Source organism: Labilibaculum antarcticum (assembly GCF_002356295.1).
GTDB classification, from domain to species: Bacteria; Bacteroidota; Bacteroidia; order Bacteroidales; family Marinifilaceae; genus Labilibaculum; species Labilibaculum antarcticum.
The window spans coordinates 2,699,291-2,714,813 of the sequence record NZ_AP018042.1; the positions used below are offsets into that span (position 1 = coordinate 2,699,291).

A 15,523-nucleotide genomic window follows, 5' to 3' on the forward strand; every position below is an offset into this window, starting at 1 on the left:
ATGATTGTAAAAATACTGGTAGATAATACTGCGAAAGATGGTTTTGAGTTTGTTCATGGTTTTTCGGCTGTAATCGAGGCTGATGAAAAAATTCTTTTTGATGTGGGTCCGTACTCTCTTTTTATTCAAAATGCGAAAAGAATGAATGTTGATTTGAATGAGCTTAAAACAATTGTTTTAAGTCATGGACATTGGGATCATGGTGATGGTTTGAAGTTTGTGTCTGGAAAACGTTTAATTACTCATCCTAATTCATTTGCTTTGCGATTTCGAAAGGAAAGTAAGACTCCCGTTGGTTTGTCAATGACAAGAGATGAAATTATTTCTAAATTTGAATTAAAAGAATCGAAATCACCTTTGTTGATCAGTGAGAAAATGGTTTTTTTAGGCGAAATTCCTCGTTTAAATAATTTTGAATCTCAATCCACCACCTTTTTGTTAGGAGATGGTTCTCCCGATTTTGTTATCGACGATTCAGCAATCGCTATAAAGAGTGCAAAAGGCTTAATTGTGCTTAGTGGGTGTGCGCATGCCGGAATATGCAATACTGTCGCTTATGCGAAGAAAGTGTGTGCAGTTGATAAGGTTTATGCTGTGTTAGGTGGTTTTCATCTAAAGAAAATTGATGAGGTTTTTGAGAAGACGGTGGCCTATTTTCAAGAAGAGAAATTAGAGCTGCTAGGTGCAACTCATTGTACTAGTTTTGCTGTGCAGGATGAATTTAAAAAATATTTTAAGACAATAGATTTAGAGGCTGGAGTTGTAGTGGAATTGTAATTATTTTACTTCATCCATAGAAATAATATTGTGTAAAATTGCATAAACAGTTAGCCCCGAAACAGATTTAATTCCCAGTTTCTGTGTGATGTTTTTGCGGTGAGTAACCACAGTGTGAATGCTAATGAATAGTTGGTCGGCTATTTCTTTATTCGTCAAACCAAGAGTAATATGTTTTAATATGTTTTTCTCTCTTGAACTAATTGTATCTGCATTTTTATCAGGAATGGCATTTTTGTTTTTTGCGCTTATAATCTCCTGTAGTAAGTCAAGAATAACATCTTGCTCATCGAGGTAATTGATGTAAGCATCTGCCTTGTATTCTTCTTTTATTTTTTTCTTGTCGGATAGTAAGACCAAAGAGAGTTTGTTCCCATTGATAAATTTGCTTTTTAGATCAGCACAATCAGCTGGAAGCATATTCGGATTAATGATGAGAATGTCGGGTTTGCTGCTGTTTACAATTTCGCATACCTCCTCCTTGTTATCGATAAGTTGCAGCACTTCAGAATTCTCTAAATTTTGAAGAATTGATCTCAGTCCTTTTCGAATAATACATGAATTATCAGCAATTAAAATCGTAGATCTAGCCATAGGTGTTAGAGTTTAAAGCAGGTTTTTGATCGATTTCTCCATTAGAATGACTTTGGGTGTCAGTACTTTGTCTTCAATTCTGGAATGGTAATTCAAATCCTCTTCTAGTTTAAATAGATCTTGTATTATTGTATGGTAAAGCGTGCTGTTTGCCGGAGGGGTAAGGTATTTGATCATGATGGTTTTTAAATCCATCAGTTTTTCTTCCACATCATCGTGCCCTTCCTCATATTTCTCAATGGAGAAAGCATCGAAAATTTCTCTGTTTCGTTCTGAGAAACTTTGAGTTTTAATGATTTCTTCAACAGTTAAAACGTAAGGGAATACCACATTTTCCTCATACATAATGTGTTCGGTTAGTTCCGATTTGTATCCCTCAAAAAAGTTTCTAATAAGCAAAATGTATTTTTGATCTTCGGTATCCTCCGATTGAAGCGAAATAATTTTTTGTTCAATTTCAGATAACTTCTCATTCAAATAACTCGCATGAGTCATTTGTAAATAATTGACAATATTCTTAACGGGAATGGTTTGAAGCTCCTCTTTGGGGAAATAATCTTTATCGTGATAAGCGTTCACAAGTTGCAGAAAGAAGTTCAAATCGACCTCGTTTTCTTGGCAAACATTCGAAACGGTTTTGTCGCCGAATCCCAGATTAATTCCAAAACGATGAATGACCGGGATAAGCATGTAGTTCAGCTGAATTACATCAGCCAGCTTCATATCCTTTTTAATACGCATACTTTGTGTTTTTAATTAATCTAAATTAATAAAAAGCAGGAGATTTCCGAAGAAAGGCGACCGGAATGCAATCGAAAACTGAGACCAAATGAAGTAATAACACTAAAAGTAATCTTATGGCAAAAGATTTTATGAATTTCAGATGGTCCCAGTTGTCGCTAGCCTGTTTTGTCAGTACAAAAATAGGTTTTCCCAATTTGGGAGCAATACCTACTTATAGGTATATTATACCATTTTAAAATCTAAAGGAGTCGGTATAATGCCGGTAGCCGTTTGACAATCATCATTATCCAGATAGCTATCGGAATTGCGCAGTTAGAGATTATTTCAAATACTAATGGGTATTATTTTTCGAAGTGAATACTTTCTTTGATGTGAAGAATTCGCGATTTTGCGTATTCATATTTTGGATCATCTTTGTCATTCGTCTGTTGAATAAATTTGGTGTAGTAGGCCAAAGCATTATTTTCATTTTCCCCAAACTCTTCGTATGTTGTCGCAATTTCATAAAGAATATCAGGATTGGTGTTGTCCATTTCGAAATATTTTTTGTAAGATATAACAGCTTTTTCGAATTGTCTGGTTGCAGCATACGACTTTGCCAAAAACAAATGCATCGAGGCTTCAATTGGTGAAGTGATATAGAAAAGGGCATCTTCCAAAAATTTAATTCCTTTCTCGTGCTGAGAAATTCGAGCATAGCATATTCCAGTATGAAAATTAATTATCGGATCTTTTTCAAAGGTTGGGCCACAACCGGCAAAAGCTTTTAGTGCATTCTCATATTGTCGGGTTTGCATGTAGCATATTCCTAGTTGTTTGTGTTCTGCTTCCGTTAATTGATTGTCTGTTTTTAATTCTTTTAAAATGGTCAAGGCGTTATCGTACCACTCTAATCCAATCAAAACCTGTGCTTTTTTCTTCAGCAGTATAATATTATTGGGAAATGTTTTTAAACCATTGCTAATGTAACCTAAAGCTTGTTGGTAAGCAGCCATTTCATACAATTGCTGAGTGATGTGAACTATTACTGATAAATCATTCGGATTAAGTTCGTTTGCCTTCATGTATGAAGCCAATGATCCGATAAAATTTTGCATTCTTTTTTTTATACTCCCTATTTGTTTGTGGATGTTGGGATTCAAGGAATCTTGCTGGTTTAGTTTTAAGTAGATATCGAGACTTTCTTGATATTTGTTTTGAACAGAATAAGTCTTGGCCAAAAGTAAATCTACCGAATAGTTGTTTGGTTCAAGTTTTTGTAGCTTAACTAATTCCTGCTCGGCTTTGGGGTAATTCCCCGATGAGTAAAGACAGGAGCTTAAATTCAATAAAGTTGCAGTAGAATTGGGATTAAGTTGTTGAGCCTTTGTGTAGTTTTCAATGGCTTTCATGTCTTGATCCAATTTTTGGTAAGCATTTCCAAGTCTGGAATAAAGCTTGCTGTTTGTGCCGTCTTTCGCCACCATTTCGTTTAGGATAGGAATTGCTTCTTCGTATTTTCCAGAGAATAGGAGTTCGTCTACTTTTGTTGTTTTTTGAGAATAACTTGCTGGGATGTTAATTGCCAAACTCAGCAGAAGTAGAATGGTGAATTGTTTCATGTCTTGGGTTTTATGATTAGAATATAAATATAACTAAATTATTAGTTATCAAAAATTATATTCTTTCCAAAACAAAAAAAACCGACTCAGTAAATCTGAATCGGTTAATGGTTATGCTGTGTGCAGCAATTTATTTTTTTCTCACTAAAACTTGGATTGGTACTCCTCTGAAATTCCAGTTTTTGCGAATCTGATTTTCAAGATATCTTCTGTAAGGATCCTTAATGTATTGAGGAAGATTACAATAGAATGCAAAAGTAGGTGCGTGAGTTGGAAGTTGAGTTACATATTTTATTTTAATGAACTTTCCTTTCAAAGCAGGAGGATTTAGGGCAGCAATTGCTTTTTGCATTACCTTGTTTAGCTCCGATGTTGATATTTTTCGAATACGATTATCATGTACCTCAAGTGCTGCTTCCAAAACCTGAATTAATCGTTGCTTGGTGGTTGCAGAGGTGAAAATAATCGGAACATCTTTAAAGGGTGCAATTCGATTTTTGATTTCATCCTCAAATTCTTTCATGGTATTAGTTTCTTTATCAACCAAATCCCACTTGTTTATCATGATTACAACACCTTTACGGTTACTGAGGATGATGTCGAGAACAGCTAAATCCTGTTGTTCAACACCACGTGTTGCATCTAAAATCAAAACGCAAACATCAGCACTTTCAATAGTTCTGATCGATCGCATTACCGAATAGAATTCTAAATCTTCATGAACCTTTGGTTTCTTGCGAACTCCGGCAGTATCCACCATGATGAAATCATGTCCGAATTTCTGAAAGCGGGTATGGATTGAATCTCTTGTTGTACCTGCAATATCAGTCACAATGTTTCGATCTATCCCGACCAAAGCATTTACTGTTGATGATTTTCCTACATTAGGACGACCAACAAATGCAATTCTTGGAAGCCCTTCATCATCATCGGAAGGTTTAATTTCAAAATCATTTATCAATTCATCTAATAAATCTCCGGTTCCTGACCCATTAACAGCTGAAATTGGAAAAACTTGCTTGCCAATTCCCATTGAATAGAATTCGTTAGCTGCAAAAGTTAATTCTGAGTTATCAGCTTTGTTTGCAATCAAGTAAACTTTCTTTTTGGTTCTACGAAGAATACTTGCAACAGCAGCGTCTAAATCAGTGATTCCCTGCTTTACATCTACAACAAAAAGAATAGCATCGGCTTCATCAATTGCAAGCATAATCTGTTTGCGAATCTCTTCTTCAAAAATATCATCAGAATTAGTCGCGTAACCTCCGGTATCAATTATCGAAAATTCAACGCCATTCCAGTCCGATTTTCCATAATTACGATCACGGGTAACACCAGAAGTTTCGTTTACGATTGCTTTTCTTGTACCTGATAATCGATTAAAAAGTGTAGATTTTCCAACATTTGGTCTTCCTACGATTGCAACAATATTGCTCATTATTTTATGTTTCTAACGCAATCTCTGCGTGTAATTCTTATTCAATTTATTAAAATTCTAAAGATTCTTTTTTGATATAGCAGCACTCAGTACTTACTGATTGTATCCAAAATTCTTTAGTTGAGAGTCTTTGCTTCTCCAGTCTTTTGCAACCTTAACGTATAGTTTTAAAAAGACCTTTTTGCCAAAGAATTTCTCCATATCTAATCGGGCTTCTGTTCCAACTTTCTTTAGTGCTTTCCCTTGATGTCCAATGATGATTCCTTTTTGAGAAGTTCTTTCTACATTTATTACCGCCATAATGCGGATAATTTTTGGCTCATCTTCAAACTCTTCAACTACAACTTCTACGGAATACGGAACTTCTTTGTCATAGTTGGTTAGTATTTTTTCTCTAATAATCTCATTCACAAAAAAACGGGATGGTTTATCTGTGAGCTCGTCTTTAGGGAAAAAAGGAGGCCCTTCTGGTAAAAGTTCCAAGATGCGGTCAAATAAATTGGGCACATTGAAATTCTCCGTTGCCGACATTGGGAATATTTCAGCCTTAGGAAGAATTACTTTCCATCTATCTACCAGTTTATTTAATTTTTCCTGATCCGTCAAATCAATTTTGTTGATCAGTAAAAGAACCGGGAGATCAGAGTTTTGAACTTTTTTCAGGAATTCTTCATTCTTATCAATCGTTTCAATTACGTCGGTAACATACAAAATTACGTCAGCATCAACCAGTGCAGAGGTTGAAAATTTCATCATCGACTCCTGAAGCTTGTAGTTAGGCTTCAAAACTCCTGGTGTATCAGAGTACACAATTTGAAAATCTTCGCCATTAACAATTCCTTTAATTCGGTGACGCGTAGTTTGAGATTTCGATGTAATAATCGAGATGCGTTCCCCAACCAAATTATTCATTAAGGTTGATTTCCCCACGTTGGGATTTCCAATTATATTTACAAAACCTGATCTATGAGGCATATGTACTCCAATTTAGTGATTTAAAAATTTTTGCAAAGATAGTACAATTAATGCCATTTACGAAAATGTCAGCCATACATTAAAAATGAATAAAAAACCGGCACGAGATTTTTGGAGAAATATGGGTCTGACAGGGTGCGGAATTTGATTGAATTTCCTAAATATTTTCATTGTTCGAATTTTAATATGGCTAAATGTGTTGTAAAGACTTTAGTTGTGATTTGTTTTTATTTTCTAAAACTTTATATTTGTAGCAGAATTAGAGTCGAAAACTCTGTTCTTACATATTTATTGTTTCTTCAGGGCAGGGTGAAATTCCCGACCGGCGGTGATAGTCCGCGAGTCTTTAACGAGATTGAACTGGTGTGATTCCGGTACCGACAGTACAGTCTGGATGGGAGAAGAAAAACAATTGATCAATTTGATTGATTCATGTCAATGGATAATTTCCGTTTGGCTATACCTATAATAGATGCCCTGAATAGTTTAATGAACTATTCAGGGCATTTTGTTTTTATGCAAATGAGCAAAGAATATCAATACATGCAGAGAGCCTTTGAGTTGGCTAAAAAGGGAATAGGAAGAGTAAATCCTAATCCCTTGGTTGGGGCTGTAATTGTTCGAGATGATAAAATCATTGGAGAGGGATATCATGAATTTTTTGGGGGGCCGCATGCTGAGGTAAATGCATTTCGATCTTCTACAGAATCTGTAGAAGGTGCAACAATGTATGTTACTCTGGAACCATGTTCTCATTATGGAAAAACACCGCCTTGCGCCGAAGCAATTGTGAAAAACAAGATTGCTAAAGTGGTGATCGGGATGTTGGATCCCAACACATTGGTTGCGGGAAAGGGAGTTAAATTATTAGAGGAGAATGGAATTGAGGTTGAATACGGTTTTTTGTGCGAAGAACTAAGTCATATGAACCGGGTTTTTCTGAAGTTTATTCAAAGTAAATTACCCTATGTGCTTATGAAAACGGCCATGACTCTTGATGGGAAAATTGCTAGCAAAACCGGAGATTCGCGCTGGGTTTCTAACGAGAAATCACGAGCATACGTTCATCAGTTAAGGAATGAATTGGCTGGAATAATGGTGGGCGTTGATACGGTGATTGCAGATGATCCAATACTAACAACCCGATTGGAAAATGAAGAAGCTAGAAATCCCGTAAGGATAGTGGTTGATAGTAATGCCCGAATTCCTTTGGAATCAAAAATACTAAATACGGCAAATCAGGCTAAGACGATTGTGGCTGTAACAGAAAAAGCCGATTCAACTAAAATTGCTGAGATTCAAGAACTGGGAAATGCTGTTTTGATTATAAAATCCAGAAATGGAAGAGTTGATCTTAGTGATTTAATGGTGAAGCTCGGAGAGACTGGAGTAGATGGAATTCTTTTGGAAGGAGGAGCAACCTTAAATTTCTCGGCTTTAGAAGCAGGTATTGTTGATGAGCTTATGTCTTTTATTGCTCCTAAAATTATTGGCGGACTTACTTCCAAATCGCCAGTGGGCGGAGAAGGAATTGAATTCATGAAAGATGCCATTGAATTGGAAAATATGAAGATTGATCAGCTTGGAAATGATCTGATGTTGACAGGTAAAATAAAAAAGAAGCTGGTAAATAGTTGAAGGTTTACAATTCGATAACTGTTTGCTGTTAACTGATAATTGAGAAAATGTTTACAGGTTTAATTGAAGAAATAGGAAAAATAAAGTCTATAAAACGTGGAGGAAAGTCAATTCGATTGACAATTTCGGCTCGTTCAATTATGGATGATGTGAAGTTGGGAGACAGTATCTCTACCAATGGAATTTGTTTGACGGTGGTTAGTTTCAATTCTACAGGTTTTTCGGCTGATGTTATGCCAGAAACAATGAGCAGAACAAATTTTGAATTGCTGGGAGCTGGGAGCCGCGTTAATTTGGAGCGTGCTCTTCGTCTAGGTGATCGAATGGGTGGTCATATGGTAAGTGGTCATGTTGATGGATTGGGTGAAGTTGTTGGTATAGAACAAGACGACAATGCCATTTGGGTAAGTATTGCAGCGCCTAAGGACATTCTGAAATATATTGTAGAGAAAGGCTCTATTTCGATTGATGGTATCAGCTTGACTGTGGCTTATGTGGATGATGAAATTTTTAAAGTTTCAATTATTCCATTAACGCAGGAAGACACCACTTTGACTTCTAAAAAACAAGGAGAAAAAGTGAATCTGGAATGCGATATGACAGCAAAATACATTGAGAAATTCATGTTTCACAAAGATGAAGAGAGTGCTCAGGTGGAGAAGTCGGATATTTCGATGAATTTCTTGAGGGAGAATGGATTTGTATAAAAAGGAAAATTAAAAAACAAAACAACAATACATAAACTATGAAATTTCATACAATTGAAGAGGCGATCGAGGACATCAAATTAGGGAAGATGATTGTGGTGGTTGACGACGAGGATCGTGAAAATGAGGGTGATTTGTTGATGGCGGCAGAGATGGTAACACCTGAGGCAATCAATTTTATGGCCAGGCAGGCTGGCGGATTGATTTGCATGCCAATTGTTAAGGAGCGTTTGGATGAGTTGAATATCGATATGATGGTGTACAACAATACGGATGCGAAACAAACAGCTTTTACCGTAAGTATCGATGCTGCTGATTGTGCAACAGGTATTTCGGCTCATGAACGTGCTCACACAATTTTGAAAGTGTTTGATAAGAGTGCTAAGCCAACAGATTTTACTCGTCCGGGGCATATTTTCCCTTTGGTAGCGCGTAAAAATGGTGTTTTGGTTCGTGCAGGACATACTGAGGCTGCTGTTGATTTGGCACGAATGGCTGGTTTGTATCCAGCAGGGGTTATTTGTGAAATTATGAATGAGGATGGGACTATGGCCCGCGTTCCTCAGTTGAAAGAATATATTGCCAAGCACAACTTGAAAATGATTACGATTGCTGATTTAATTGAGTATCGCAGACAAACTGAAAGTGTGATTGAAAAAGTGACTGAAACGGATATGCCAACTAAATTTGGCGATTTCAGAGCTCATGGATATGTGAATAAAATTACTGGAGAGCATCATGTTGCCTTGGTAAAAGGAGATGTTACTTCTGCTGATTCGGTATTGGTTCGTGTGCATTCAGAATGTTTAACTGGTGATGCATTTGGTTCTTTGCGTTGCGATTGTGGCGATCAACTGCAGGAGGCTATGAAAAGAATTCAAGAAGCTGGAAGAGGTGTGTTGCTATACATGCGTCAGGAAGGCCGGGGAATTGGTCTAATCAATAAACTGAAAGCCTACCAACTACAAGATATGGGCATGGATACTGTTGAAGCAAATTTGGCATTAGGATTTAAAGCCGACTTGCGTGATTACGGTATCGGCGCTGCCATTTTAGCTGATTTGGGTGTTTCAGATTTAACTTTAATGACTAATAATCCATTAAAAGTTGCAGGTTTAAAAGGGTATGGTTTGAAAATAATTGGTCGCGAAGAGATTGAAATGACTTGCAACGAAAAGAATGAATTTTATTTGCAGACCAAAATGAATAAAATGGGGCATCTGTTGCATCAGGATGTGAAGTGGAATTTGCAAAATGATGATAAAAAAGTAGAAGGTGTTTCAAAAAACGGATTAAAATAAAACTGAAAATAGAAATAAGATGAATACAATTGAAGGAAAATTGATTGCAAAAGATTTAAAATTCGGTATTGTTATCGGTCGTTTTAATGAATTTATAGGAGGTAAATTATTATCAGGTGCTTTGGATGCTATTCACCGTCATGGAGCTTCAACAGACGATGTTGATGTTGCCTGGGTTCCTGGAGCATTTGAAATTCCATTGATCGCTAAGAAAATGGCGAAAAGTGGCAAGTACGATGCCGTTATTTGTTTAGGTGCTGTTATCAAAGGATCAACTCCACATTTTGAGTATGTTTCAGGTGAAGTAACTAAGGGGATTGCCAGTGTTTCTTTAGATCTTGAAATACCAGTTATTTTTGGTGTTTTAACTACTGATTCTATTGAGCAGGCAATTGAGCGTGCCGGAACAAAAGCTGGAAACAAAGGATTCGAAGCTGCTGTGTCAGCAATTGAAATGGCTAATTTATTGAAGCAATTTTAAGCATATTATATATCAACAAAAAATCCCGGCAGTGATGCCGGGATTTTTTATGCAATAATACTGAGTAAATGCTTATTTTGATTAATATATTTTAAGCATGGTTATTTCTTTTTCACTTAAGAATCTCCACTTTCCTCTTGGAATATTTTTCTTGGTAATTCCGGCAAAAAGAACGCGGTCTAGTTTTTCAACTTCGTAGCCCAAGTGTTCAAAAATTCGTCGTACAATTCGATTTCGTCCAGAGTGAATTTCTATCCCAACCTGAGTTTTGTCATCAGCATTCGCAAAACTAATTGCATCAGCTTTAATTTCACCATCTTCCAACTCAATACCCGCAGATACCTGATTCAAGTCTTCTTGCGAAATTTCTCTGTCTAAATAAACATGGTAAATTTTCTTCTTGTTGTAGCTTGGGTGAGTCAGTCGTTTTGTTAAATCTCCATCGTTGGTGAAAAGCAAAACGCCGGTAGTCATTCTATCCAATCTTCCAACCGGATAAACTCTTTCTTTGCAAGCATTTTGGATCAGGTCCAGAACAGTCTTTCTTCCCATTGGATCATCCAGAGTAGTTACAAAATCTTTTGGTTTGTTTAAAACCAAATAAACTTTTGCTTCCGCTTGCAGCTGTTTGCCGTCCATGCAAACGACATCATCGATATTTACTTTTGTGCCAACTTCATTTACAACTTCACCGTTAACGGTTATTTGGCCTTCCTCAATGCGTCTGTCAGCTTCTCTTCTTGAGCAGGCTCCCGTATTCGAAATGTATTTGTTCAATCGAAGCATTCCATCTTCAGGTCCTGATTTTTTCGCAAAAGCCAATTGTTTCTTCTTGCTGTAATGCTTTCTCTGAAGAGTTTCTTTGTTCGGTTTATTTTTAAAATGATCGTAAGGTTTCTTGTTCTCATCTTGGTTTTCATCAAAATCGCCATCAAATCGTTCTCGTTTTTCAGTAAATTCTGATCTGTCTGATTTTTCGGAATATCTTTCTGATCTATAGCTTGAGTTCTCCCGCTTATGTCTTCTGTCAGAGTCTCTTCCAGGTCTGTTGTCATCAAATCTTCTTGGCGATCTTGAATCAGATCCTCGGGAACCTCTGTTGGATTCACTGCTGCGTCTGTCAGAATTTTCTGATCTATCGCCATAGTTGCGGGTACGTGGTTCCGAATCGCGTTCAAATTTACGATTTGGATCTTCCGATCTGGATCTTCCTCTGTCTGATCTATCGCTTGAACCTCTTTCTGATCTGTCATCATCAAATTTTCGTGGTCCTCTGGATCTTGAATCAGAGCTTTGGGAAGTTCTGTTCGAATCACTTCTTCGTCGGTCTGAATTTCCCGATCGGTCACCAGACTTACGATCTCTTGATTCTGAATCCTTTTTAAATCGAGGATTTGAATCACCAGATTTTCTATTGTTTTCTGTTTTTGATCCAAAAGAAGATTTCTCTTTTCTTTCTTTTCCGTATTTTTTTTCTTCCATTTCTGAGTAAATGATCAATGTTCTGAACTCACAAAAGTACTAATAATCAATGAATATATTAATTGTGCTTATTGAAATATTGAAATAAAGAAAATCAATTTGAATTTTGCTTTCTTACTCTTAATTGAAATTATAAATTTGTCGTACAAATCTTGAACTTATCTAGTTCTGGATTTTTTAACGAATCAGTTACTTACAAAATTCTAAAAATATAGTATGGCATTAATTAAATCAATTTCCGGAATCAGAGGAACGATTGGCGGTCAGGTGGGAGATGGATTAAGTCCTCTTGATGTTGTTAAATTTTCAGCGGCATATGGTACTTGGGTTTTGCGCAGAAACAACGGGAAAAAAGTAAAAGTTGTTGTTGGACGAGATGCTCGTATTTCTGGAGAAATGGTTGATATGCTCGTGGTTGGAACTCTTTTAGGGTTGGGGATTGATGTTGTGGAAATAGGTTTGGCTACCACTCCAACTACCGAAATTGCTGTTACTGGAGAAAACGCTCAAGGAGGTATTATTTTAACCGCCAGTCATAATCCAAAACAATGGAATGCATTAAAACTATTGGATGAAAAGGGCGAATTTCTTAATGATATAGATGGCAAAATCGTTTTGTCGATTGCTGATAATGAAGATTTTATTTTTGCAGATGTTGACGATTTAGGTCATCTTTCTCATGTGGATGATTACACACAAAAACACATCGATCACGTTTTATCACTCGATTTGGTAGATGCAGATGCAATTAGGAAAGCCAATTTCACCGTTGCGGTTGATGCCGTAAATTCAGTAGGCGGAATTGTGATTCCTCAATTATTGAAAGCATTGGGTGTTGAGACTGTAGTTGAATTGTACTGCGAACCCAACGGACAATTCCCACATAATCCGGAGCCACTTCCTGAGCATTTAACAGAAATTGCCTCAGTAATGAAAAAAGGCAAGGCTGATGTGGGTTTTGTAGTAGATCCTGATGTGGATCGTTTGGCTATTGTAAATGAAGACGGCAGCATGTTTGGTGAAGAATATACTTTAGTGGCTTGCGCTGATTACGTATTGGCAAATACCCCTGGAAATACCGTTTCTAATCTTTCATCAACCCGTGCTTTGCGCGATATTACTGAAAAACATGGAGGAACATACGAAGCTTCAGCTGTTGGTGAGGTTAATGTGGTAACCAAGATGAAAGAGAATAAGGCTGTAATTGGTGGAGAGGGAAATGGTGGAGTTATTTATCCTGCAAGTCATTATGGTCGTGACTCTTTAGTTGGAGTTGCATTAATCCTGACTCACATGGCAAAAACAAATAAAAAAGCTTCTGAGTTAAGAGCAAGCTATCCGAATTATTTCATCTCAAAAAATAAAATCCAGCTAACTCCAGAAATTGATGTTGATGCGGTTTTAGTTGCCATGAAGGAGAAATATAAAAATGAGAAAGTGAATGATATAGATGGTGTGAAGATTGATTTTGCATCAGAATGGGTTCATCTTCGTAAATCAAATACCGAACCTATTATTCGAATTTATTCGGAAAGTAAAAATGAAGCGACTGCAAACCAATTGGCAGAGAAAATCATTTCCGAGATAAAGGAAATCATTAATTAGAAAAAATATTTTTTCAGATTAGCGCAAGGGATAAATTCTCTTGCGCTTTTTTTTTATAAGAGAAAATTTTCCGTAATCGTTTGCATTTTCATCATTTTAAAAAATAAATGGTTTTTTTGAATGGTTTAATCAACTTTAATTTGGACTGAGAACTTCTATCCTCCTTGCAAAATAAGGCTTAAGATAATAAGGTCTGCATATCGTTATTGAACAGAAGAGCCTGTATGGGTGTTTATACCCAGTTTCGAAATAGTTAAATATGTCCGAAGTTAGATTATTGTATTTTAATTTTCATATATTTAAGTGATACTGCTGAAAAGCAGGTCGTTTTCTGAATTATTTTCTGGCATTGTATATATATTTGCTAGCTAATAAAGAAAAAATTCTCCATTGAAACGAATATAAATTAGATATAATCAAAGAATAAAGCCTTATGAAAATTACCGTTGTAGGTGCAGGAAATGTTGGAGCAACTTGTGCAAATTGCATTGCTCAAAAAGAATTAGCAAACGAATTAATTATTGTTGACATCAAAGATGGATTGTCAGAGGGGAAAGCATTAGATATGTGGCAAACCGCTCCAATCAATTATTACGATACAAGAGTTAAAGGGGTAACAAATGATTATGCTGCTACTGCAGGATCAGAAGTTGTTGTTATTACATCAGGTCTTCCACGTAAACCGGGGATGAGTCGTGATGACTTAATTTCTATTAATGCAGGTATTGTAAAATCAGTTACCGAAAATGTAATAGCTCATTCTCCTGATGCAATTATTATTATCGTATCAAATCCTTTGGATGTTATGACTTATGCTGCTTTTTTAACAGCTAAAAAAGCACGTAACAAAGTATTTGGTATGGCTGGAGTTTTGGATACGGCTCGTTACCGTGCTTTCCTTGCAGAAGAATTAAATGTTTCTCCTAAGGATATTCAGGCATTGTTAATGGGTGGACACGGTGATACCATGGTTCCACTTCCTCGTTATACTACTGTTGCTGGTATTCCTGTAACAGATTTAATCGAAGAAGAAAAATTGAATGCAATTATCGAAAGAACTAAATTCGGTGGTGGTGAGCTAGTAAACTTGATGGGAACTTCAGCTTGGTATGCTCCAGGTGCTGCAGCTGCTCAAATGGTTGAAGCTATTGTTCGCGATCAAAAAAGAATTTTCCCTGTATGTGCCTTGTTGGATGGCGAATATGGAATGAAAGATATTTTCTTGGGAGTACCAGTAGTTTTAGGTAAAAACGGTATTGAGAAAGTAATCGAGGTGAAATTGAATAAAGATGAAATGGAATTGTTGGAAGGTTCAGCAGTAGCCGTTAAATCAGTAATGAAAGTGTTAGATGAAATGAATATTTTTGCTTAGTCAGCAAATTTCATTTACAAGTATATAAAGGTTGTCTCTATTTGAGGCAACCTTCTTTTTTTTGACGTTAAGTTAATCAGAGATAATTTTTTTCGATTAAAGAGTGCTTTCAAATCTAAATCCGGATTTTGATATTTGAACTCTCAATTGTTACTTTGTTAAAGTTTTAAGGGTTTTATGTGTTTTATGATACAAATATCTGTTCTTTTGGTATATTTGCTGTCCTTTGTTCAGAAAGCCCATGAAAATTGAGATTCCAATAGAAATAATAGAACTTGAAAACGAAAGTTTTCATCTTTTAATAAGATGCAAAGTGAATGCTAGTCACGAAGGAGATTTGGTAGTTGATACCGGAGCTTCAAAAACAGTTTTAGATCGTAATTTTGTTCCTGCTTACGAGGTATCCGACAATCAAATATCAGAAATTAAATCACGGGGTTTGGGTGAAGGAAGCTTAATTACCGAAATGGTTAAGATAGATTCATTCCAATTAGGAGATCTTTTGGTAAATGATTTTCATTGTGCACTAATCGATCTTGCTGGCATAAATGAGATGTATCGGGAGCATTGTCATCGGGAAATTTGCGGATTACTTGGGAGTGACTTTCTTTTAAAGCATCGGGGAATTATTGATTATGGGCGACAAATTCTGCAATTGGAATTATTTTAAACCCTGCAGATCTGCAAAAGACATAAACTACTTGAAGTACGTGGGTTATTGAACAAAGGTATTTTGAAAAAAATTAATATATTTGTGCTTTAATTTGCGGTTAAGAATATGAAATACCACATAAATAAGAATTAAATA

At 36.2% G+C, this 15,523-nt stretch carries 14 protein-coding genes and 1 riboswitch; of the genes, 8 read left to right on the forward strand and 6 right to left on the reverse strand.

The genetic code is table 11. The annotated features are described in order from the left end of the window. A complete protein-coding gene (locus ALGA_RS10635) occupies nucleotides 1-777 on the forward strand; it encodes an MBL fold metallo-hydrolase (RefSeq protein WP_096429285.1) in 777 nt (258 codons plus the stop codon). On the opposite strand, the gene ALGA_RS10640 is transcribed toward ALGA_RS10635, so the two are convergent. From ALGA_RS10640 to era, 5 genes are all read right to left on the reverse strand, one after another. Continuing rightward, complete coding sequence (locus tag ALGA_RS10640; RefSeq protein ID WP_231706118.1) at nucleotides 778-1,371, reverse strand: response regulator transcription factor; 594 nt, start codon at nucleotides 1,369-1,371, stop codon at nucleotides 778-780. 12 nt (nucleotides 1,372-1,383) lie between these two features. Further along, complete coding sequence (locus ALGA_RS10645) at nucleotides 1,384-2,112, reverse strand: hemerythrin domain-containing protein (RefSeq protein WP_096429286.1); 729 nt, start codon at nucleotides 2,110-2,112, stop codon at nucleotides 1,384-1,386. A 344-nt stretch (nucleotides 2,113-2,456) separates the two neighbouring features. Then, complete coding sequence (locus tag ALGA_RS10650) at nucleotides 2,457-3,716, reverse strand: tetratricopeptide repeat protein (RefSeq protein ID WP_096429287.1); 1,260 nt, start codon at nucleotides 3,714-3,716, stop codon at nucleotides 2,457-2,459. A 130-nt stretch (nucleotides 3,717-3,846) separates the two neighbouring features. After that, nucleotides 3,847-5,154 carry a ribosome biogenesis GTPase Der gene (gene der, locus ALGA_RS10655; RefSeq protein ID WP_096429288.1) on the reverse strand — a complete coding sequence of 436 codons (1,308 nt, stop codon included), beginning with the start codon at nucleotides 5,152-5,154 and terminating at the stop codon, nucleotides 3,847-3,849. A gap of 93 nt (nucleotides 5,155-5,247) precedes the next feature. Further along, complete coding sequence (era, locus tag ALGA_RS10660; protein ID WP_096429289.1) at nucleotides 5,248-6,129, reverse strand: GTPase Era; 882 nt, start codon at nucleotides 6,127-6,129, stop codon at nucleotides 5,248-5,250. Nucleotides 6,130-6,420: 291 nt separating this feature from the next. Then, a riboswitch (FMN riboswitch) is annotated at nucleotides 6,421-6,539 on the forward strand. Between the two features lie 22 nt (nucleotides 6,540-6,561). Between era and ribD the strand changes: the two genes are divergently transcribed. From ribD to ribH, 4 genes are read left to right on the forward strand one after another with little or no spacing between them, the layout of a single operon-like run. After that, the gene (ribD, locus tag ALGA_RS10665) at nucleotides 6,562-7,767 is read left to right on the forward strand and encodes a bifunctional diaminohydroxyphosphoribosylaminopyrimidine deaminase/5-amino-6-(5-phosphoribosylamino)uracil reductase RibD (RefSeq protein ID WP_197705740.1); all 1,206 of its coding nucleotides are present in this window, start codon (nucleotides 6,562-6,564) and stop codon (nucleotides 7,765-7,767) included. Nucleotides 7,768-7,814: 47 nt separating this feature from the next. Beyond that, on the forward strand, nucleotides 7,815-8,474 hold the full coding sequence (locus tag ALGA_RS10670; protein WP_096429290.1) for a riboflavin synthase: 660 nt from the start codon (nucleotides 7,815-7,817) through the stop codon (nucleotides 8,472-8,474). Nucleotides 8,475-8,512: 38 nt separating this feature from the next. Next, complete coding sequence (locus ALGA_RS10675; RefSeq protein ID WP_096429291.1) at nucleotides 8,513-9,775, forward strand: bifunctional 3,4-dihydroxy-2-butanone-4-phosphate synthase/GTP cyclohydrolase II; 1,263 nt, start codon at nucleotides 8,513-8,515, stop codon at nucleotides 9,773-9,775. 19 nt (nucleotides 9,776-9,794) lie between these two features. After that, a complete protein-coding gene (gene ribH, locus ALGA_RS10680; RefSeq protein WP_096429292.1) occupies nucleotides 9,795-10,256 on the forward strand; it encodes a 6,7-dimethyl-8-ribityllumazine synthase in 462 nt (153 codons plus the stop codon). 81 nt (nucleotides 10,257-10,337) lie between these two features. Here ribH and ALGA_RS23370 read toward each other — a convergent pair whose 3' ends face one another. Beyond that, nucleotides 10,338-11,738 (reverse strand): pseudouridine synthase, encoded by a 1,401-nt coding sequence (locus ALGA_RS23370; RefSeq protein ID WP_096429293.1) that lies wholly within the window; start codon nucleotides 11,736-11,738, stop codon nucleotides 10,338-10,340. Nucleotides 11,739-11,954: 216 nt separating this feature from the next. Here ALGA_RS23370 and glmM point away from each other — a divergent pair, with 216 nt between their 5' ends. The 3 genes from glmM to ALGA_RS10700 all read left to right on the forward strand — a co-directional run bounded on the left by glmM (nucleotide 11,955) and on the right by ALGA_RS10700 (nucleotide 15,385). Then, nucleotides 11,955-13,343, forward strand: a complete 1,389-nt coding sequence (gene glmM / locus ALGA_RS10690) for a phosphoglucosamine mutase (RefSeq protein ID WP_096429294.1) — start codon at nucleotides 11,955-11,957, stop codon at nucleotides 13,341-13,343. Between the two features lie 433 nt (nucleotides 13,344-13,776). Continuing rightward, nucleotides 13,777-14,715 carry a malate dehydrogenase gene (mdh, locus tag ALGA_RS10695; RefSeq protein ID WP_096429295.1) on the forward strand — a complete coding sequence of 313 codons (939 nt, stop codon included), beginning with the start codon at nucleotides 13,777-13,779 and terminating at the stop codon, nucleotides 14,713-14,715. 241 nt (nucleotides 14,716-14,956) lie between these two features. Further along, on the forward strand, nucleotides 14,957-15,385 hold the full coding sequence (locus ALGA_RS10700; RefSeq protein WP_096429296.1) for a retropepsin-like aspartic protease: 429 nt from the start codon (nucleotides 14,957-14,959) through the stop codon (nucleotides 15,383-15,385). The last annotated feature ends 138 nt before the right edge of the window (nucleotides 15,386-15,523 follow it).

What these genes read in the sequence shown, in the direction of transcription:
- ALGA_RS10635 (WP_096429285.1), top strand. Translation starts at nt 1, where the DNA reads ATGATTGTAAAAATACTGGTAGATAATACTGCGAAAGATGGTTTTGAG.
- ALGA_RS10640 (WP_231706118.1), bottom strand. Translation starts at nt 1,371, where the DNA reads ATGGCTAGATCTACGATTTTAATTGCTGATAATTCATGTATTATTCGA.
- ALGA_RS10645 (WP_096429286.1), bottom strand. Translation starts at nt 2,112, where the DNA reads ATGCGTATTAAAAAGGATATGAAGCTGGCTGATGTAATTCAGCTGAAC.
- ALGA_RS10650 (WP_096429287.1), bottom strand. Translation starts at nt 3,716, where the DNA reads ATGAAACAATTCACCATTCTACTTCTGCTGAGTTTGGCAATTAACATC.
- der (WP_096429288.1), bottom strand. Translation starts at nt 5,154, where the DNA reads ATGAGCAATATTGTTGCAATCGTAGGAAGACCAAATGTTGGAAAATCT.
- era (WP_096429289.1), bottom strand. Translation starts at nt 6,129, where the DNA reads ATGCCTCATAGATCAGGTTTTGTAAATATAATTGGAAATCCCAACGTG.
- ribD (WP_197705740.1), top strand. Translation starts at nt 6,562, where the DNA reads ATGTCAATGGATAATTTCCGTTTGGCTATACCTATAATAGATGCCCTG.
- ALGA_RS10670 (WP_096429290.1), top strand. Translation starts at nt 7,815, where the DNA reads ATGTTTACAGGTTTAATTGAAGAAATAGGAAAAATAAAGTCTATAAAA.
- ALGA_RS10675 (WP_096429291.1), top strand. Translation starts at nt 8,513, where the DNA reads ATGAAATTTCATACAATTGAAGAGGCGATCGAGGACATCAAATTAGGG.
- ribH (WP_096429292.1), top strand. Translation starts at nt 9,795, where the DNA reads ATGAATACAATTGAAGGAAAATTGATTGCAAAAGATTTAAAATTCGGT.
- ALGA_RS23370 (WP_096429293.1), bottom strand. Translation starts at nt 11,738, where the DNA reads ATGGAAGAAAAAAAATACGGAAAAGAAAGAAAAGAGAAATCTTCTTTT.
- glmM (WP_096429294.1), top strand. Translation starts at nt 11,955, where the DNA reads ATGGCATTAATTAAATCAATTTCCGGAATCAGAGGAACGATTGGCGGT.
- mdh (WP_096429295.1), top strand. Translation starts at nt 13,777, where the DNA reads ATGAAAATTACCGTTGTAGGTGCAGGAAATGTTGGAGCAACTTGTGCA.
- ALGA_RS10700 (WP_096429296.1), top strand. Translation starts at nt 14,957, where the DNA reads ATGAAAATTGAGATTCCAATAGAAATAATAGAACTTGAAAACGAAAGT.